Below are 19,218 nucleotides of genomic sequence, written 5' to 3' on the forward strand. Positions count from 1 at the left end.
ACATAAAGGAGATCGTCATGCTCCTGGATCATCGCTTATTTTGACCCCTTGCCGACGCCGACTGAAATTGCCGGGTGGGATGCGGCCTGTGTGGCCGAGTGCGGCATGTCGTTTCTGGCGCTCATGGAGAACGCCAGCCGCGAGGCCATGCACGCCCTGCTTGGCGAGGTGGGCGAGGTGGCCGGCAAACGGGTGCTGCTCCTGGCCGGTCCGGGCAACAATGGCGGCGATGCCGTGGCTTTGGCCCGGCATCTGGACAACCGTGGGGCGCGGGTCACGGTGGCCCTGGCCCGGCCAAGGGGGAAGTACCGGGGCGCGGCAGGCTATAACGTCCGGCTGGCGGCGACGCTGGGCTTGGAGATGGTGCCGCTGGCGAGAGTGGACTTGTCCGGGGTTGATGCGCCGGACATCCTTGTCGACGGTCTGCTGGGGACCGGATTTCACGGCCCGCTGCGGCCGGAGCTGGCTGACGTGGTTGCAGCGGTCAACGGGCTGGCCAAGCGGTTCGTATAATTTTTGCCCTTGGACATCCCCTCGGGCCTGGACGGGGTGCACGGCCGGCCTTGGCCGGTGGCGGTGACGGCCCGGGCCACGGTGACCTTTGAGGCGGCCAAGACCGGGCTGGTCACCGGGGAGGCCGCGCCGTATGTCGGGCGGCTGCTGGTGCGCGAGATCGGCATCCCGAGAGCCGTGCGGGAGCGCCATGCCTGCCGGGCCGGGCGCATCACGCCGCGCATCCTTGGTGCTCTGGGTCCGGTTTCACCGACGCTGCACAAGGGCAGCGCCGGCCGGGTGGTGGTGGTCGGCGGCAGCCGGGGCCTGACCGGCGCGCCGCTTCTGGCCGGCCTGGGTGCGCTGCGGGCCGGATCGGGGCTGGTGAGCGTGGCTTGTCCCGGAGCGGTGGAAGTTTCGCTCAAGGCCGGGTTTCCCGACGTCATGACCATGCCCATCGGGTCCGGCAACCATTTTTGCGCCGCAGATGCGCCAGCCGTGCGCGACTTTGCAGCCGGGGCCGGGGCGGTGGCCCTGGGACCGGGCCTTGGCCGCCACGACGATACAGCCGGATTTCTGGACGCCGTGCTCCCCCTGCCCTGTCCGGTCATCCTCGACGCCGACGCCTTGTATTTCCTGGCCATCTCGCCGGAGCTGACCGGCAGGATCGGCCCGGATGCCATCATGACGCCCCATCCGGGCGAGGCGGCCCGGCTGCTGGGGACGGACATTGCCGGGATCGAGGCCGACCGGCCGGCCGCGGCCCGGGAGTTGGCTGCGCGCTTTGGCTGTGTGGCCGTGCTCAAGGGGCCGGCCACGGTGGTGGCCACACCCGACGGTCTGGTGGCCGTCAGTCCGGTCATCGCCCCCAATCTGGCCGTCGGCGGCTCGGGCGACGTGCTGTCCGGACTGGCCGGGAGCCTCGCGGCGAGAGGCCTTTCCCCCTTGCTCGCCGCCAGCCTTGCAGTGTATTGGCATGGACGCGCTGGCGAATTGCTCGCTGCCGCCTATCCCGCGCGGGGCAATCTGGCCTCGGAAATCGCAAATATACTGCCCCAGGCCCTCACGGAGTAACGGATGCTCACAGCCAAAGACGTGATGACCGCAGATGTCGTCACCATCGCCGAAGACACCGAAATCAGCGCCGCCGCCCAGCTCCTTTTTGACAAGGGCTACAACGGCGTGCCGGTGGTCAATGCCGCCGGGGCCATCACCGGCATCCTGTGCCAGTCCGATCTGGTGGCCCAGCAGAAAAAGCTCTCCCTGCCCTCGGTCTTCTCGCTCCTCGACGGGTTTATTCCGCTTGGTTCCATGAAGGACCTGGACCGGGAAGTGGAAAAGATGTCGGCCCTGACCGCTTTTCATGCCATGACCGCCTCCCCGGTCACGGTGACCTCGGCCACCCCCATCGACGAAGTGGCCACGCTCATGACCGACAAGGGCTACCACACCATTCCGGTGGTGGACGGCGGCGTCATCGTCGGCGTCATCGGGATGCGCGACATCCTGGGCACGCTGTTAAAGAAATAGCCCGGGTCATGGTTTCCAGCCCATCGCTGTCCCTGCGGCTGCCCGACGAGGCGGCCACCCTGGCCCTTGGCCGGGCCTTGGCCGTAATCCTGGCCGATGCGGCCATGCAGGCCTCCCTGCTCTTGCGCGGCGACCTCGGATCGGGCAAAACCACCCTGGTCCGGGGACTGGCTGGTGCGCTGCCCGGCGGGGACGACGCCGAAGTGGCCAGTCCGAGTTTCAACATCGTCAATGTCTACCCGACCCGGCCGGAAATGTTCCACGTCGATCTCTACCGGATTCCCGGCGGCGATCCTTCGGTTGAGGAACACCTGGAGGCGGCGGCGGAAAACGACGCCATCGTGGTCGTGGAATGGGCCGAGTATCTGCCCCGGGACCTGCAGCCGCCCCATCGTCTGGAGTGCGACTGGCTGCCGGCGACGACCGGCCGGTTGTGCCGGATGACCGCCTTCGGCGAGCGGGGCTGTGCCGCCCTGGCTGCCCTGGCTGCGGCCTGCCCGGGTCTTGTGGACGGCTGATCATCCGGGGGGATGCCTGTCCCCCGGCATTTTTTTGGAGGCGACCATGCGGATTATGGTGCAGAAATACGGCGGTACGTCGGTCAAGGGCCTGGAGCGGATGCGCCTGGTCCTGTCCCGGGCGCAAAAGGCCCACGCTGCCGGGTACAAGCTGGTGGTGGCCCTTTCGGCCATGTCCGGCGAAACCAACCGGCTGCTTGATCTGGCCCGGGAGTTTTCCCCCAGTCCCGATCCGGCCGAACTCGACGTGCTGGTGACCACCGGCGAACAGGTTTCAGTGGCCCTTTTCGCCATGCTGTGCAAGGACGCGGGGCTGCGCGCCCGGTCCCTGCTCGGCTTCCAGATTCCCATCACCACCAATTCCAATTTCACCCGGGCGCGCATCATGGAAATCGACACCCCGCGCCTTCTGGGGCTGCTTGAGGACTACGACGTCCTGGTGGTGGCCGGTTTCCAGGGTGTTGATTGCCTCGGCCGGCCGACCACCCTTGGCCGGGGCGGCTCCGACACCACCGGCGTGGCCCTGGCTGCGGCCCTGGATGCCGAGGTCTGCGAGATCTACACCGATGTCAACGGCGTCTACACCACCGACCCCAATCTGTGCAGCACGGCCCGCAAACTCGACCGCATTTCCTATGACGAGATGCTGGAGTTTTCCAGCATGGGGGCCAAGGTCCTGCAGATTCGTTCGGTGGAATTAGCCAAGAAATTCAACGTACCGGTTCGTGTCCGCTCGACGTTCACCGACGATCCCGGCACCCTGGTCACTTCGGAGGATACGGAAATGGAAGACGTGCTGGTTTCGGGCATCGCCTACGACAAGGACCAGTGCCGCATCACGGTCAGAAACGTCATCGACCGCCCGGGCGTGGCCGCCGCCATCTTCTCCCCCATTGCCGAGGCCGGCATCCTGGTGGACATGATTATCCAGAATACCGGCCGCGAAGGCCGCACCGACATGACCTTTACCATCTCCCGGAGCAACCTGGACAAGACCATGGATATCCTGGGAAGGCTGAAGCCGGAAATCGGCGCAGCGGAAATCCAGCACGATACCAATGTCTGCAAGGTCTCGGTCATCGGTGTGGGAATGCGCAGCCACTCCGGCGTCGCCTCCATGATGTTCACCATCCTCAAGAAGGAAAACATCAACATCCTGATGATCGCCACCTCCGAGATTAAGATTACCTGCCTGATCGAGGAAAAGTACCTCGAACTAGCCGTTCGGACCCTGCACGACGCCTTCGGGCTGTCCCAGGCTCCGATCAAGGCCTGCTAGGGCGGGTTCTGGCGCGAAACACCGCCTGTTTCGCGTCCTGGGCCGGCCGGGAACACCGCTGTGTCCCCGGCCGGCCGATACTGCACACGACCGGGGCGCGTCAGGCGACCGCGCCCCGGTACCCACAAGCGATACACTATGCGACGCGTTTTTATCTACGACACGACTCTTCGCGACGGCACCCAGGCCGAGGACATAAGCCTCACCACCGAGGACAAGCTGCGCATCGCGCTCAAACTCGATGAGCTGGGCGTGGCCTACATCGAGGGCGGCTGGCCCGGGTCCAATCCGACCGACAAGCGGTTTTTCCAGGAAATTCAGAACTACAGCCTCAAAAACGCTGCCATCGCCGCCTTTGGCAGCACCCACAACCACCGGGCAACCGCTGCCACCGACCCCAACCTCAAAGCCCTGGTCGAGGCGGCCGTGCCGGTCATCACCATCTTCGGCAAGTCCTGGGACATCCACGTCACCGACGCCCTGGGCACCACCCTGCCGCGAAACCTCGAGCTGGTGGGCGACTCCCTGGCCTTCCTGCGCCCCCACGTCAAAGAGCTGTTTTTTGACGCCGAGCACTTTTTCGACGGCTACAAGGCCAATCCCGACTACGCCCTGGCCGTCTTGCGCCGGGCCCACGAGGCCGGCACAGACGTCCTGGTCCTTTGCGACACCAATGGCGGCACCCTGCCGGGTGAATTTCGCCAGATCGTCACGGCCGTGGTCGAAGCGCTGCCCGGAGTGCCCTTCGGCATCCACGCCCACAATGATTCCGGGGTGGCCGTGGCCAACTCCCTTGAGGGCGTGGCCCTCGGGGCCGTGCAGGTCCAGGGAACCATAAACGGTTATGGCGAACGCTGCGGCAACGCCAATCTGTGCTCCATCATCCCCTCGCTGACGGTCAAGCTCGGCATCGACTGCCTGCCCGAGGGCAAGCTGGCGCTGTTGACCCCGACCGCCCATTTCGTCTCCGAAATGGTCAACCAGGCCCCGCCGTCCAACCAGCCCTATGTCGGCGACGGTGCCTTTGCCCACAAGGGCGGGGTGCATGTCTCGGCCGTGGTCAAAAATCCCCGCACCTATGAGCACGTCACCCCCGAGACCGTCGGCAACGTGCGCCGGGTGCTCCTGTCCGACCTCTCAGGCCAGAGCAACATCCTCTTCAAGGCCCGGGAATTCGGCTTCGACCTGGACAAAAACGACCCCTTCGTCCTGGAACTGTTGACCACCATCAAGGAACGCGAGTCCGAAGGGTATGAGTATTCCGCGGCCGAAGCCTCCTACGAACTGCTTTTAAACCGCGTCCTCGGCCGGGCGCGCAGCTACTTCACCGTGGTGCGCTACCGGGTGCTCGACGACAATGTCTACGACCGGGCGGCACCGCTGACCGAAGCCACGGTCATGATCAAGGTGGGGGGCCGGGTCAAACACACCGCCGCCACCGGCCTTGGCCCGGTAAACGCCCTGGACAAAGCCATCCGCAAAGCGCTTCGCGGCTTTTATCCGAAACTGGCCGAGATGCGCCTTTTGGACTTCAAGGTCCGGGTCCTGTCAGGCCTTAAGCGCGACGACTGCGAACCGGGCGGCTGCGGCACAGCCTCCCATGTGCGCGTTCTGGTTGAGTGCGGCGATGCGGCCCGGCGCTGGGTCACCGTCGGCGTGTCCCACAACGTCATCGAAGCCAGCTTCCAGGCCATGGAAGACGCCATCAACTACAAGCTCTTTAGCGACGACAAGGCCAAGCTCACCAAGGCCCTGAAGGGTTAGGCGCTGGGGTAGAAGAGCGAGAAGAAAAAGAGCGCCTCCGGCGGCCGGGGGGAGAGCAGCCCCCCGGCCCTCTCACCGGGAGAACTGCATAAACGAGAGGCAACAACGCCGCATGGGTCTGGTCCGATTTCTCCTGGCCGTCGCCGTGGTCATAAACCACACCGGGCCGCTCTATGGTCTGGTGATGACCGACGCCTATATGGCCATCAAGGTCTTCTTCATCATTTCCGGCTTTTACATGGCCCTGATCCTGACCGAGAAGTACAACGGCCCGGGACAGACGCGGCTTTTTTTCTCCAACCGCTTCCTGCGCCTTTTTCCACTCTATTGGGCGGTGCTTTTCCTGTCCCTGGGCATCTCCCTGGTCTTCAAGTTCGGCCTGCATACCGCCCTGCTCCTTGGGCCGTGGCAGACCTGGCTTGACAAACTCGCGCCCGGCACGGCCGCCCTGCTCGCCGCTGCCAACCTGACGATCTTCGGCCAGGACCTGCTGTTTTTCAGCCATATTACCGATGCCGGCAGTCTGGCGTTCAGTACCGACGCCCTGTACCGGGCAACGCCCGCCTGGTTTTTCCTGCTCATCCCCCAGGCCTGGACCGTGTCCCTGGAGCTGGTGTTTTACGCCCTGGCCCCTTGGCTGGCGCGCCGCAGCACCGGGCTGCTCCTGGCCCTGGCCGGAGCGAGCTTTGCCTTGCGGGCGCTTATCTATCTGGCCGATCTGCCCTTTGATCCCTGGAAACAGCGGTTTTTCCCGGTGGAATGCGGCTTTTTCCTGCTCGGCATCCTGGCCTACCGGCTCTATGCCGCCCTCAAACCCGTGGACATTCCCCGGGCCACGCTATGGAAGGTCGCCGGCCTCTATCTGGCAGCCATCGTGGGCTACCAGTTCCTGCCGGGCTTCATGGGCAAGGAACTCTATCTCTACGCCGCAACCGTGCTGTCGATTCCCTTCCTGTTCCGGCTGACCAAGAAGATGGCCTTTGACCGGGCCATCGGCGAACTGTCCTATCCCATTTACATCACCCACTGGACGGTCATCATGGTGGTCGAATACGCCTGCGGCCGCACTCATCTGCCGGTTATCGCCCTACTTGGGACCGTGGCCGTCAGTGTGGCCCTCAACCGCCTGGTGGCCGATCCCATCGAGGGCTTTCGCCAGCGCCGGGTTTTGCGCAGCCGTTGACACGGTACCGCGAAAAGCATCTTTTGCTTTGTATCCTGCCGTGCTAGGATTGCCCGGCCCGTAACCCGAAACACGAGAGGAGCAAGCCATGGTTGCCATCAAGACCATTTTGTGTGCCTTGGATTTTTCGGAAGTCAGCCCCAAGGTGGCCGAATACGCCAAGACCCTGGCTGCGGCCCTTGGCTCGAAAGTCGTGGCCCTGTACGTGGCCCCGTCCCTGACCCAATATGTCGAGTTCCATGTCCAGGCCAGCTACATTGATGATTTCGTCTCCGGCATCGTCAGCGGCGCGTCGGACACCATGGATTCCTTTGTGAAGGAATACTTCAAGGGCGTCCCGGTCGAAGGCCGGGTCGTGTCCGGCTACGCCGCTGAGGAGATCGTCCGGGCCGCCGAGGAAGTCAGCGCGGATATGATTGTGCTGGGTACCCACGGCCGCAAGGGCATCGACAAGATTTTGTTCGGTTCCGTGGCCGAAAAGGTCATCAAGACGGCCACCGTTCCGGTGTTGTCCATGCGTCCCGAGATCAAGGCCGACTAGACTCTGCCTGCCCGCCGCCGGTCCGCCGCCAGGACGGACCGGCACGGCCATTTCGCTGTTTTCCGTCCCTTCCCCACCTTGCCTTTTTCGTAACAACGCATCGCCAGCCGTCCGGACGGCTTGCTTTGGGACAGTTTCGGCCAGCCCCATCTTGCCCGCGACCGCCAGCCTTGCCGTTTATGAATTCAACACACTGAATTCATTGCAACAAACTGAAGTCACACAATGCTGTGCGCCTGCCCTATTTTTGACATTGATTTTTGACCCAGAAGGGTTAAGGGATAACCGAACAGAAATATGTCGAAATTTGTCAAAAGGAGCTACATCCATGCAGAAGCAAACCCTTGAAAAAGTCTTCGAATACGCCTCTTCGCCGGTCCACGGAACCCTTTCCCGCAAACTGCGCAAAGGCGTGAAGATCCAGATCAATGACGGCAAGATCTACGAAAGCGCCACCCTGTTCCTGGGCGACGAGTTCGTGCGCATCACCGTCAAACAGGGTGAAGAAACGCTTAACACCTACTATTCGTGGGATAAAATCTGCTGCGTGACCACCATCGGCAAGGTCGACGAGTAGCCCGAAACCGCAACGCCGGGGGTCGCACCGTCCGCCCGGTCGGCCCCGGCTGCTATTTGGCCCGCGCCGGCCCCCCCCTCTCCCGACGCGGACCATGCGCCGCTCCGTCTCTCCACGGGGCGGCGTTCTTTTTTACATTTTTGAATGAATACCCCCTGTGCCTTGTATTCCTTGCCAGAAAATTGAAAATGATTATCTCTTTCATTGCGAGAGACACAAAAGGAGGCGTCATGAACACCTTCCTGCATGACGAGTACAAGGGCTATCGGATCGACCTGACCCCGCGTGGCGATTACTGCGCGTCGTTTGCCGCCGACATCAGCGACCGTTCGGGACGGCTCGTGTCCCACCTGGGCGTTGCCGGCAACACCGAAGACCGCGCCGTGGCCCGCAGCCGTGAGTTGGTCGATTTCGAACTGGCCTATGGCAATACCCACTGAGACGGCCCCGGCCCGGCCGGGAGTTCGTCATCCCCCGACCCCTTCCTGACTGGCCCTTTGCCCGGTTTGGTGATACCCCCCGGTCCGTAGTTCAACCCCGGGGGGATTTTTATGGCTTCTATTCCCGTTACCGTGCTCACCGGCTTTCTCGGGGCCGGCAAGACCACGCTCCTAAACCGCCTGCTCACCGAAAACCACGGCCGGCGATTTGCCGTCATCGTCAACGAATTCGGTGAAATCGGCATCGACAACGAGCTGGTCGTCTCCTCCGACGAGGAGATCTACCTCATGAACAACGGCTGCATCTGCTGCTCCGTTCGCGGCGACCTCATCCGCGTCCTGTCCGGTCTGGCCAAGCGCCGCGGGGCCTACGACGCCGTGCTGCTCGAAACCACCGGCCTGGCCGACCCCGCCTCCATCGTCCAGACCTTTGCCATGGACGAGGACACCCGCGAGGCCTTTCGACTCGACTCCGTGACCACGGTGGTCGACGCCCTGCACTTCACCCGCCACGCGGCTGAAAACAGGCAGGTTCTGGAGCAGGTGGTCTACGCCGATCTGGTCATCCTCAATAAGACCGACCTCGTGGCCCCGGAGGTGGTGGAAGACATCCGCCGCGCCGTGGGACGCCTAAACGACACGGCGCAAGTCATCGCCGCTGTCCGTTGCGACCTGCCCATTGCCACCCTGCTTGATCGCAACGCCTTTGACCTTGGCAAGCTCCTGTTTGGCAATCCTGCCCGGGCCGAAGCCGCCCCGGGCAACCACATTCAGGAACACGGCATCGAGTCGGTCAGCCTGACCCTGGACACCCCCCTGGACGCCGAACGCCTGGGCGAGTTCCTCAGCCGGCTCCTGCAGACAAAAGGCCAGGACATCTATCGGTCCAAGGGCATCATGGCTGTGGCCGGAGCCAGGCAGCGGTTTATTTTCCATGGGGTGCACATGTTTCTGGAAACCGCCTGGGGCACGCCCTGGGCTGATGGCGAAGCGCGCCAGAGCCGGGCCGTGTTCATCGGCCGCGACCTCGACCGCGAAGCACTCAAACACGGGCTTGCCGGCTGTGCGGCCCCGGAGGGAACAGCATGACGTTTACGCCTGACGCCGAACTCCAAGGGCTGCTTACGGCCGATTTCGGATCCTATGTGGCCGGCTGCGCCTTTTTAAGCGACGGCGAGACCGTTGCCTACGCCCTGGGCGACGGCCGCATCGCCCTGCTCGACACCGAAACCGGAGAAACCGATTTCGCTGCCGCCCACACCGGCGCGGCCCTGTGTCTGGCCGCTTCGCCCCATGGTTTTATAAGCGGCGGCGACGACGGCCGGGTGATGCTCACCACCCCGGAGACCGGAGCGCGGGAGCTGGCCGCCTTTCCGGGCCAGTGGGTCGAGCATGTGGCAGCCTGCGCCACCGGCCGGGTCCTCGCCGCCGCGGTCGGCAAGCAGGTCGTTCTTTTTACCGGTGACGACCTGACGCCCAGCCAGCTCCCCGAACTGCCAAGCACCATCGCCGGCCTGGCCGCCAGTCCCGACGGCCGGGCCCTGGCCGCCAGCCACTACGACGGCGTGACCGTCTATGCCCCGGTGCGTCCCGGTGCGACCGGCAACCGCTTGGACGGTCCCGGCTCCAACCTGACGGTGGTGTTCTCCCCGGACGGCGACCGGATGGCCCTGGCCACCCAGGACAAGAGCGTTCGGGTCTACGATCTGGCCCAATCAGCCGGGTATCTGCTGGAAGGCTATCCGGCCAAGGTCCGCTGCCTGTCCTTTGCCAGCGACGGAAACACGTTGTGGACCGGCGGCGAACAGGCCTTTGTGGGCTGGCCGGTCGGGGCTGATGTCGATCCGGCTGCCCGGGAAGCCTTGGTCTTCGGCGCCTTTGAGCACGGGATGCTCGGGGCCGTGGCCGCCCATCCGGCCATGCCGCTGGTGGCCGGCGGCTTTGACGGCGGCGTGGTGTTTCTGGGCAGCGTCGACCGCCGGGGCGCGGCCCCGCTTTTTGCCCTGGAAAGCCACCGGGTCACCTGCCTGAGCTGGTCCCCCGACGGCCGGCGGCTGGCCGGAGGCAGCGATGGCGGCCCGGCCTTCTTCATGCGTCTGGCGTAGTTGGAAAATGGAAAAAAATGTCTCCGGCGGCCGGGGGGATGGCGCCGGGTGTTCCCGGTTCTTTCAATTAATCGAGCGTCTGGCGATAGCGTTTGACCCCAACACCGAGGGAAACCAGGAGAAAAAGACAGATCGGCAGCAGATGGGGCACGATGTCGGCAAAGGTGTTGCCTTTGAGCACTATGCCGCGCACCACCCGTAAAAAATGCGTCAGTGGCAGCACCGAGCCGATCCACTGCGCCCACTCGGGCATCCCCTGAAAGGGAAACATGAATCCTGACAGCAGGATCGACGGCAAAAAGAAGAAAAACGACATCTGCACGGCCTGCAACTGGTTCTGGGCAATGGTGGAAAAGGTGATGCCAACACCCAGATTGGCCGCGATAAACGGAAATGACACCAGGAAAAGCAACGGCAGGCTGCCGACGACCGGCACCTGAAAGATCACTTTGGCCGCAATGATGATAAGCCCCATCTGAATGTAGCCCACCACGATATAGGGCAGCATCTTCCCGAGCAGCACTTCCACCGGCCTCACCGGCGTGATGAGCAGGTTTTCCATGGTGCCGCGCTCGCGCTCCCGGGTGATGGCCAGCGAAGTGATGATGACCAGGGTCATGGTCAGGACCACGCCCATAAGGCCGGGCACGATGTTGTACTGGGTCACGGCCTCGGGATTGTAGCGGGCGTGCAGACGCAGGGTCACCGGGCCGTCGGTTGCCCGCAACGGCAGCAAGGGACCGGTCAGATCCCGGTTGAAGGCATCGGTTGCGGCTTGCCGGATGGCGGCCACGGCGTTGGACGTGGCCGATGGGTCGGTGGCGTCGGCTTCAAGCAGCACCACCGGGCGCTCGCCGCGCACCAGATCGCGGCCGAAATTCTGGGGAATGGTCAGGACGAACTGGATGCGCCCCAGGCGCAACAGTTCGTCGGCCTCGGCTTCCGTGCTTATTTCCTTGGTGAACTTGAAATAGGCGCTGTTTTTCATGGCCGTGGCCATGTCCCGGGAAAAGGCTGTGCGGTCGTTGTCGAGGATGGCGGTGGGCAGGTTTTTGGGGTCGGAGTTGATGGCAAAGCCAAAGAGGATAAGCTGGAGCAACGGGATGCCGACCATCATGGCAAAGGTCACCCGGTCCCGACGCATCTGGGTGAATTCCTTGGAGACCATGGCCGCAAACCGGACCGGGGACAGACCAAAGACGCGCACCATCACACCACCGCCTTGCGCATGAGGCTGATGAAAACCTCTTCGAGATTGGAGGGGATCTGCCGCAGCGTCAGGGGTGCTGCGCCGTAGGGGGCGAGGCTTCGGGCCAGGGCGTCGGCATCGCGGCCGCTCACGTGCAGGGTGACGCCAAAGGCCACCACCTGCTCGACCCCGGGCAAGGCGCGAATCGCGTCGATGATGCCGTAGAGCTGCGGCCCGGCGATTTCATAGGTGACAAGACGCTCGGCCGCCACGATCTCCTGGACCGTGCCCGTGGCCAGGAGATGGCCGTAAGCGATATACGCCAACCGGTGGCAACGCTCGGCCTCGTCCATATAGTGCGTGGAAATAAGGGCTGTTATGCCTTCGCCGGCCAATTTGTGGACCTCGTCCCAGAAATCGCGCCGGGCCATGGGATCAACCCCGGCTGTCGGTTCGTCGAGAAGCAGGAGCCTTGGCTCGTGGATCATGCAGGCGGCAAGGGCCAGACGCTGCTTCCAGCCGCCGGACAGGGTGCCGGCCAACTGGTCGCGAAAGCGCCCGAGGTTCATGCGCCCGATGGTGCGGTCAATGGCGGCTGCGCGGTTGGGGACAGCATACATGCGGGCAATGAAATCGAGGTTTTCCCGCACGGTCATGTCTTCGTAGAGGGAAAATTTCTGGGACATGTAGCCGACATGGGGCTTTATAAGTTCAGCCTGGGTGCGCACGTCAAAGCCCAGGCACTGGCCGTGCCCGTCGTCCGGGCGAAGAAGCCCGCACAGCATCCGGATAAACGTGGTCTTGCCCGAACCGTTGGGACCGAGAAAACCGTAGATTTCCCCCTTGGCCACCCGCATGTCCAGATGGTCCACCACGGTTTTGTGGCCAAAAACCTTGGTCAGGCCGACGACGTCGATGACCGGGGCCTCGGGCGTCATTTCCCGCCTCCGCTGCCGCCGATCTCCAGAGACACGTCAATGGGCTGGCCGGGATGCATCCGGGCGGCATCGGCCGGCGCAAAGGCGGCCTCCACCATGATGACGAGCTTTTCCCGGAAATCCTGGCTGTAGATGACCGGCGGGGTGTACTCCACCTTGGGCGCGATATAGGTGATCGTGGCCGCCACCGGGCCGGGTCCGCCATCGAATGAAACGTGGATGGCGCTGCCCACGGCCAATGCCCCGGCCACGGCCTCGGGCACGAAAAACCGGGCCTTGACGTTGCGCTCGGGGAGGAGGACCACCACCGGACTCCCGGCTGCCACCCACTCGCCCTGGTAGTGCACCACATCGTAGACCAGCCCGGCCACCCCGGCCGCCTGACTCATCTGGTCGAGATTCCACTGCGCCTGCCCGACAACCGCCCGGGCCGCGTCCACGGCGTCGGCTGCCGCCTTGATCTGGTCTATGCGGCTCGGCAGCCGTCCGGTGGCCAGCTTGGCCTCCAGCTCTTTGACCTGATGCTTGTCCCGGACGTTGGTGGTGCGGGATGTATCAAGCTCTTCCTTGGCAATGGTGGCCGAGGCGTAGAGCTTGACTCGGCGCTCGTATTCCAGGCGCGAGAGATCGTGGGCGGCCTCGGCCCGGCGCAGATCCGCCAGGATCTGGTCGATCTCGTCAGGACGCAGTCCTTTCTTGCGGTCATCAAGGGTGGCCTCGGCCTGCCGGAGATCCGCCTCGGCCAGGGCCAGCCCCTTCGCCTCATAGCCATGTTCCAAGACGTAGAGCGGCTGCCCGACCGTGACGCGCTCCCCGCGCGAAACGAGCAGTTGATCCAGGCGTCCGGCCAATTTGCCGGCCACATAGACAAACTCGCCCTCAACATAGCCCTGGTAGGTCGTTGGCGCCGGCTTGGTGCAGCCCGGGACAACACCGGCCAGCAGCAACACGACCGGGAGCAACAAGGAAAGCTGTCTCATGCGCCGCCTCCGGGCAAAACGTCACCACTGTCGGCCGCAGACAAACCACGTCCCACGACCTGGGCCAGAAAAGCCGCCATGTCGGTCAAAGGCATATCCAAACGCATTCCCATGCCCCGGCCCGCCTCGGCAAAACGCAGCCGCAGCGGTTCGGACAGGGAGTAGACGATAAGCGAGCCGACCAGGGTGAGATGGACAAACACCGGTTCGGTCGGGACAAGCAGCCCCGCCGCCTGCCCCCGGGCCAGAATGCCCCGGGTCACGGCAAAAATGCGTTGAAATTCGGCCAGCGCCGTCGCCGGCAGCGTAGCTGCGCCCGAGGCCATCTCCATGGCCATGATCCGGGGCAGCATGGGCAGACGGGAGAAGAGATCGGCCAGGGCGGCAGTCAGGGCGGCCAGCGCTTGGACCGGTGACGCCTCGGGAGCGGCAGCCTGTTCCAGGGTGCCGGCCACTTGGCCGAAAAGACGCAGTATCACGGCCTCGTAGAGCTTTTCCTTGGTGCCGACATGGTAATACAGCCCCGCCTTGTTGACCCCGGCCCGGCGGGCGATGGCCTCGACTTTGGCCCCGGCATAGCCTTCCCGGCCGAATGCTTCGGTTGCGGCATCGAGAATGCGGGTCAGAACATCTGGAGCTTCGGCCATCGGATTCTCCGGTTTGACTGTTTGGTTTAAACAAACGGTTAAACCGTAATGTTGAAGTCGTCAACCCCAGACCCGCCCGCCCCGCTTCCCATTTGCCTTAAAGAAGTGTAACCCGAAACCCGGCCGGCCCGTGAAAGACCAATTGCCGAGCCTGGATGCGATGACACATACTGCCCTTTCCCTGCTGTGCTCCCCGTTTGCCGCTCTCGGCCGCGCCGTTTTGTCCTTTGTGGCCGAGCTTGGCGGTCTGGCCATTTTCCTCGTCCAGGGTCTGTGGCGCATCCTGGTCCCGGCTCCGTCGTGGACCAAGATCGTGCAGCAGGTCTACTTCATCGGGGTCAAATCCATTTTCGTCATTGCGCTGATCGGACTTTTTACCGGCATGGTACTCGGCCTCCAAGGCTATTACACCCTGGTCAAATTCGGCAGCGAGGGCCTGCTTGGCGCGGCCGTGGCCCTGTCCATCATCCGCGAACTCGGTCCGGTGCTGACCGCCATCATGATCACCGGCCGGGCCGGCTCATCCATGGCCGCCGAACTTGGCATCATGCGCATTTCCGAGCAGATCGACGCCCTGACCACCATGGACATCAATCCGATGCGGTTCCTGGTGGCCCCGCGTCTGGCGGCGGCGCTGATCTGCTTTCCCCTGCTGACCGCCATTTTCGACGTAGTCGGCATCATGGGCGGCTATATCAGCGGCTGTGTGCTGCTTGGCATCAATCCCGGCGTGTATTTCGACCGCATCGACGCCACGGTGGAACTGACCGACGTGACCGGCGGGTTTGCCAAGTCCCTGGTCTTTGCCCTGCTCGTGGCCGCCATCTGCTGCTACGAAGGCTATTTCACCCACACCCGTCCGGGCGGGTTCGGGGCCAAAGGCGTCAGCCTGGCCACCACCTCAGCCGTGGTCTTGTCCTGTGTGGTCATTTTGGTCTCGGATTATATCCTGACCTCGTTTTTGTTGTAATGGAGAAGGCGGCCGCGTGTTGCATGTTGCGCGGGTTCGCCGTAAAAGGCTTGTCGTATGAAAAAGTACACGATGGAAACGTCGGTTGGCATCTTTGTCCTGGCAGGCCTTTTGTGTGTTGCCTACCTGACGGTCAAACTCGGCAAACTCGAGGTCATCGGCGGGGACGGCTACCAGGTCACGGCCAAGTTCCGGGATGTGACGGGCCTTAAAAGCGGCGCGTATGTGGAGATGGCCGGCGTGCGCATCGGCCGGGTGTCGGGCATCGGGCTTGATCCCAAGGATCACAGCGCCCTGGTGGCCCTGACCCTGGACAAGGACGTGCACCTGACCGACGACGCCATTGCCTCCATCAAGACCAGCGGCCTTATCGGCGACAAGTTCGTCAAGATTTCCCCGGGCGGCTCCGATGATCCGCTCAAGCCCGGCGGCATGATCGTTGAAACAGAATCCTCCGTGGATCTGGGCGATCTCATTGGCAAATATGTTTTTGGCGGGGTGAAATAGCCGGACTGTCGGCCCCCGGACCCTTACCTTTGCGGTGGAATCACGTATGCAGCGTTTCGCAACCCGCCTTGTGCTGAGTTTTCTTATTGTGTTCGCAACGGCTGCCAGCGCCCTGGCTGGACCGGCCACTGATACCCTGAGTACGTCGGTGGACCGTATTATCACCCTGTTGTCCGATCCGGCCTACAAGGTGTCCGACACCCGGCCCGCCATGCGGGCCAAACTCATTGCCGTCATCGGTGAAATCTTCGACATGAAGGAACTCTCCCGCCGGGCCCTTGGCCCGGAGTGGAACAAGTTCACACCGGAGCAGCAGGAGCGGTTCGTTACGGCCTTCGGCCGCCTGCTGGAAAACACCTACCTTGACAAAATTGAGAGCTACACCGATGAAAAGGTGCAGTATCTCAAAGAACAGGATCTTGGCAGCGACAAGGCCGAAGTGGCCACCAAGGTCGTTGGCAAGGGCAAGGAGATCCCCATCTCCTACCGCCTGATGGACCGCAGCGGCTGGAAGGTGTACGATGTGGTTATCGAAGGGGTGAGCCTTGTACAGAACTACCGCAGCCAGTTCGGCCAGATCCTTATGAACGAAAGCCCGGACGCCCTGATCACCAAGATCTCGGGGAAAAACACCTGAGATTCGGGAGCCGGTGCGTGCCGGTGCCCTGCTGTTTGTTTTGACACCGGCCCCAAGGCGATACATAAGATGTTTGAGAGATGCTTTATTGAGTTTGCTTCCACTTGCAACGCAATAACCCGCGTGGAGTTGCCATGACCGCCGCCCTGCCTCAAAAATGCATTTTGATCCTGCTTATGCTGTCGGTGCTTGCCATGACCGGGTGCCATGCTCGCAACCAGGCCAGCAAGGATTTTGGCACGGTGGCCGAACCGACTGCGGCTGCGACGCCCCAGGCCGCAGCGACTCCAGGCATTGACGACGCCCCGGCCGAAGCCTCCTACGCGCCAACCCCGGACCCGCTGTACCGCTGGAACAAATTCTGGTTTGGTTTCAACGATCTTTTCTATGGCGGCCTCATGCGTCCCTTTGCCAAGGGCTACGCCTTTGTGGTGCCAAAGCCGGTGCGCTCGGGCCTGACCAACGCCTATCAGAACTTCATCTTCCCGATTCGCTTCTTAAACGCCCTGCTGCAGCTGGATTTCAAGAAGGCTTCCAAGGAATTCGGGCGCTTCATGATCAACAGCACCCTTGGCATCGGCGGCCTTATAGACGTAGCCAAGGCTGATCCCAATCTGGCCCCGGGCAACGAAGACTTCGGCCAGACCCTGGGCTATTGGGGTGCAGGCGACGGCTTCTACATCGTGTGGCCCCTGCTTGGCCCCTCCACCCTGCGCGATACCGTGGGCATGGCCGGCGATGCCGCAGCCAATCCGCTCACCTGGATATTCGGCCCCTGGTCCTTCGGCGGCGAGGACAATCCCTGGTACTGGTCCTACATCATCAAGGGCGGCGATGTGTTCAACAACATGCCAAACACCCTTGAATCCTATGACAGCATCGTCAAGCCGGCGGTCGATCCCTACACCGCCGTCAAGGACGCCTACATCCAATACCGACGAAACGCCGTCTCCCAGTAACGGCAAGCCAGGCAAACGCCGCCGCGCCCCTGCGCGGCGGCGTTTTTCATGGACCCATGGACACTCCCCCGGCCAAGACCCCGGCCGATACGGCCACTGCCAGCGAACTGCCCATCTGCGGCGGCGTCCTGGCCCTCAGCGCCCGCTATCGCACCCAGCGCTTTTCCCGACACGCCCACGAGGAATACGCCCTTGGCCGCATTGATTCCGGCGCCCTGGGCTTTCGCTACCGAGGCTGTCAGGTGGTCGCCGCACCGGGAAGCCTCAGTCTGGCCCAGCCCGGCGTGCCCCATGACGGCGGTCCGGCCGTGCCCGAGGGCTGGCGCTACCGCATGTTCTATCTGCCGCCCCAGGCCCTGTCCCTGGTGCTGCCGCCGGGCGCGCCACCGCCGCATTTCCGCCCGGGCATGGTGGAAGACCCTCCCCTGTCCGCCCTTTTTTCCCGCACCCACCATCTGCTCCTGGCCCCCTATCCGGCCACCCTGGCCAAACAGACCCAGCTGCTCATCCTGCTTGCCGCCTGGATCGCCCGGCACGGCGACGACCACCCTATTGCCCCGCAAAGCCGCCAGGAACCAAGGGCCGTGCGCCTGACTCTGGAGATTCTGGCCGCGCGCTATGCCGAGGATATCCGCCTGGAAGAGCTGGCCGCCGCCGCCGGACTCTCGCCCTGGCATCTGGCCCGGGCCGTGACCCGCCAGACCGGACTGCCGCCCCATGCCCATCTGCTGGAATGTCGCTGCCGGGCTGCCCGCGACCGGCTGGCCGGGCCGCAACCCCTGGCCGATATTGCAGCCGAGGTCGGCTTTGCCGACCAGAGCCACATGACCCGGGCCTTTCGGGCCCGGTTTGGCCTGCCTCCTGGAGCATGGCGCAAGATTATTCAAGAAAGCGGCGTGCACACCCGGTAGCTTCCGTCATCACCCATGACGGAGGTCGTTTCCCATGTCGTCTCGCCTAAAGGCCGTCTCGGCCCTGCTCGCTGCCATGGTGCTGGTTGGCTCGTCGGTTGCCGTCGGGCGCACCATGACCGCTGCCCTGCCGCTCTATTTCGCCTCCCTGGCCCGGTTTGCCCTGGCCAGCCTCGTGCTGGTGCCCCTGGTCGTCCTGGTCGAGGGCCGCTTTCCCCGGGTATCGCGGCGAACCGGCGGAGCCCTTTTTGCCCAGGCCGTGTGCGGTTCATTCCTTTTTACGGCCTGCCTGCTTTCCGGTCTGGCCCTGACCGGGGCTGCCCAGGCCGGCGTCATCGCGGCAGCCACACCGGCCGCCGTGGCCATCCTGGGCCGGCTCCTGTTCCGGGAACGGCTGGGCAAAGCCGCCCTGGCCGGGATTGCCTGCACCACCTGCGGCATCGCCATCCTGGGAACCGAGCCCGGAGTCGCTGCCGTTGGCCCGTCGCCCGTTCTCGGGAACCTGCTTGTCCTTTGCGCCGTGGGTTTTGAGGCCGTCTTTTTGCTGCTTCGCCGCACGGTGCGCGAACCGCTGTCCCCCCTGGCGGCGGCCACGTGGGTATCGCTGCTCGGCTGTCTGCTGTTTCTTGGGCCGGGGCTGTGGCAGGGATGGCAGCTCAGTCCGCATGACATCACCCTCAAAAGCGCTGGCGAGGTCGTCTACTACGCCCTTGGCGTGACGGCGGCGGCCTATATGCTGTGGTTTTACGGCGTGGTGCGGGTGGATGCGGCCACAGCCGGCGTGGCTACCGGCATGATGCCGGTGGCGGCGTTGGCTTTTGCGGCGTTGTGGTGCGGGGAGACGGTCGGTTGGCGGGAAATGGCCGGCTGCGCCGGGGTGCTGGCCGGCATCCTGTGCCTGTCGCTGGGGGGCAAGGCCAAAACCAGCGCGGCCACGGAGCAATCCCGTGGCCGCGCGCTATGATCATGACGCCTACGCTCATCGATGTGGGACCATGCCTGATCAAATCAAACTTCCCCCAGGTGGGATTCCAAAGGGCTCAGCCCTTTG

20 protein-coding genes and 1 pseudogene are annotated in these 19,218 nt (G+C 63.7%); 17 read left to right on the top strand and 4 right to left on the bottom strand.

All coding sequences use genetic code 11. From position 1 onward, the window contains the following. Window positions 1–27 precede the first annotated feature (27 nt). The 11 genes and pseudogenes from DVDV_RS09850 (at window position 28) to DVDV_RS09900 (ending at window position 10,429) form a co-directional block, all read left to right on the top strand. Window positions 28–1,566, top strand: a pseudogene (locus DVDV_RS09850) (NAD(P)H-hydrate dehydratase). 3 nt (window positions 1,567–1,569) lie between these two features. Then, on the top strand, window positions 1,570–2,022 hold the full coding sequence (locus DVDV_RS09855) for a CBS domain-containing protein (protein WP_075354505.1): 453 nt from the start codon (window positions 1,570–1,572) through the stop codon (window positions 2,020–2,022). Between the two features lie 8 nt (window positions 2,023–2,030). Next, the gene (gene tsaE / locus DVDV_RS09860; RefSeq protein ID WP_075354506.1) at window positions 2,031–2,540 is read left to right on the top strand and encodes a tRNA (adenosine(37)-N6)-threonylcarbamoyltransferase complex ATPase subunit type 1 TsaE; all 510 of its coding nucleotides are present in this window, start codon (window positions 2,031–2,033) and stop codon (window positions 2,538–2,540) included. A gap of 46 nt (window positions 2,541–2,586) precedes the next feature. Continuing rightward, window positions 2,587–3,819 carry an aspartate kinase gene (locus tag DVDV_RS09865; protein WP_075354533.1) on the top strand — a complete coding sequence of 411 codons (1,233 nt, stop codon included), beginning with the start codon at window positions 2,587–2,589 and terminating at the stop codon, window positions 3,817–3,819. 138 nt (window positions 3,820–3,957) lie between these two features. Beyond that, window positions 3,958–5,583, top strand: a complete 1,626-nt coding sequence (cimA, locus tag DVDV_RS09870) for a citramalate synthase (protein WP_075354507.1) — start codon at window positions 3,958–3,960, stop codon at window positions 5,581–5,583. A 112-nt stretch (window positions 5,584–5,695) separates the two neighbouring features. After that, window positions 5,696–6,766 (top strand): acyltransferase, encoded by a 1,071-nt coding sequence (locus DVDV_RS09875; protein ID WP_075354508.1) that lies wholly within the window; start codon window positions 5,696–5,698, stop codon window positions 6,764–6,766. 88 nt (window positions 6,767–6,854) lie between these two features. Further along, entirely contained in the window at window positions 6,855–7,307 is a 453-nt protein-coding gene (locus DVDV_RS09880; RefSeq protein ID WP_075354509.1) for a universal stress protein, read from the top strand. Between the two features lie 328 nt (window positions 7,308–7,635). Continuing rightward, complete coding sequence (locus DVDV_RS09885) at window positions 7,636–7,884, top strand: hypothetical protein (protein ID WP_043637490.1); 249 nt, start codon at window positions 7,636–7,638, stop codon at window positions 7,882–7,884. A 230-nt stretch (window positions 7,885–8,114) separates the two neighbouring features. Then, on the top strand, window positions 8,115–8,324 hold the full coding sequence (locus tag DVDV_RS09890) for a hypothetical protein (protein WP_075354510.1): 210 nt from the start codon (window positions 8,115–8,117) through the stop codon (window positions 8,322–8,324). Between the two features lie 111 nt (window positions 8,325–8,435). Then, window positions 8,436–9,413 carry a GTP-binding protein gene (locus DVDV_RS09895; RefSeq protein ID WP_075354511.1) on the top strand — a complete coding sequence of 326 codons (978 nt, stop codon included), beginning with the start codon at window positions 8,436–8,438 and terminating at the stop codon, window positions 9,411–9,413. Then, window positions 9,410–10,429, top strand: coding sequence for a WD40 repeat domain-containing protein (locus tag DVDV_RS09900; protein ID WP_075354512.1), 1,020 nt, complete (start codon window positions 9,410–9,412; stop codon window positions 10,427–10,429). The genes DVDV_RS09895 and DVDV_RS09900 overlap by 4 nt, the downstream gene beginning before the upstream one ends. Before the next feature lie 67 nt (window positions 10,430–10,496). Here DVDV_RS09900 and DVDV_RS09905 read toward each other — a convergent pair whose 3' ends face one another. The 4 genes from DVDV_RS09905 to DVDV_RS09920 are packed head-to-tail and all read right to left on the bottom strand — an operon-like array spanning window position 10,497 to window position 14,183. Then, entirely contained in the window at window positions 10,497–11,639 is a 1,143-nt protein-coding gene (locus DVDV_RS09905) for an ABC transporter permease (protein ID WP_075354513.1), read from the bottom strand. Continuing rightward, window positions 11,639–12,556, bottom strand: a complete 918-nt coding sequence (locus DVDV_RS09910; RefSeq protein WP_075354514.1) for an ABC transporter ATP-binding protein — start codon at window positions 12,554–12,556, stop codon at window positions 11,639–11,641. The genes DVDV_RS09905 and DVDV_RS09910 overlap by 1 nt, the downstream gene beginning before the upstream one ends. Further along, window positions 12,553–13,536 carry an HlyD family secretion protein gene (locus DVDV_RS09915; protein WP_075354515.1) on the bottom strand — a complete coding sequence of 328 codons (984 nt, stop codon included), beginning with the start codon at window positions 13,534–13,536 and terminating at the stop codon, window positions 12,553–12,555. The genes DVDV_RS09910 and DVDV_RS09915 overlap by 4 nt, the downstream gene beginning before the upstream one ends. After that, complete coding sequence (locus tag DVDV_RS09920; protein WP_075354516.1) at window positions 13,533–14,183, bottom strand: TetR/AcrR family transcriptional regulator; 651 nt, start codon at window positions 14,181–14,183, stop codon at window positions 13,533–13,535. Before DVDV_RS09920 ends, DVDV_RS09915 begins: the two co-directional genes overlap by 4 nt. Before the next feature lie 160 nt (window positions 14,184–14,343). On the opposite strand from DVDV_RS09920, the gene DVDV_RS09925 reads away from it, so the two are divergent. The 6 genes from DVDV_RS09925 to DVDV_RS09950 all read left to right on the top strand — a co-directional run bounded on the left by DVDV_RS09925 (window position 14,344) and on the right by DVDV_RS09950 (window position 19,131). After that, complete coding sequence (locus tag DVDV_RS09925; protein WP_075354517.1) at window positions 14,344–15,153, top strand: ABC transporter permease; 810 nt, start codon at window positions 14,344–14,346, stop codon at window positions 15,151–15,153. Between the two features lie 57 nt (window positions 15,154–15,210). Then, window positions 15,211–15,660 carry an outer membrane lipid asymmetry maintenance protein MlaD gene (gene mlaD, locus DVDV_RS09930; protein WP_075354518.1) on the top strand — a complete coding sequence of 150 codons (450 nt, stop codon included), beginning with the start codon at window positions 15,211–15,213 and terminating at the stop codon, window positions 15,658–15,660. A gap of 46 nt (window positions 15,661–15,706) precedes the next feature. Next, window positions 15,707–16,297 carry a phospholipid-binding protein MlaC gene (locus DVDV_RS09935; RefSeq protein WP_075354519.1) on the top strand — a complete coding sequence of 197 codons (591 nt, stop codon included), beginning with the start codon at window positions 15,707–15,709 and terminating at the stop codon, window positions 16,295–16,297. Window positions 16,298–16,431: 134 nt separating this feature from the next. Next, a complete protein-coding gene (locus tag DVDV_RS09940) occupies window positions 16,432–17,256 on the top strand; it encodes a VacJ family lipoprotein (protein WP_075354520.1) in 825 nt (274 codons plus the stop codon). 56 nt (window positions 17,257–17,312) lie between these two features. Further along, window positions 17,313–18,167, top strand: coding sequence for an AraC family transcriptional regulator (locus tag DVDV_RS09945; protein ID WP_075354521.1), 855 nt, complete (start codon window positions 17,313–17,315; stop codon window positions 18,165–18,167). Between the two features lie 34 nt (window positions 18,168–18,201). Continuing rightward, window positions 18,202–19,131, top strand: a complete 930-nt coding sequence (locus tag DVDV_RS09950) for a DMT family transporter (protein WP_075354522.1) — start codon at window positions 18,202–18,204, stop codon at window positions 19,129–19,131. Window positions 19,132–19,218: the final 87 nt, after the last annotated feature.

Origin of the sequence: Desulfovibrio sp. DV (genome assembly GCF_001936595.1) — a bacterium.
Taxonomy (GTDB): domain Bacteria; phylum Desulfobacterota; class Desulfovibrionia; order Desulfovibrionales; family Desulfovibrionaceae; genus Solidesulfovibrio.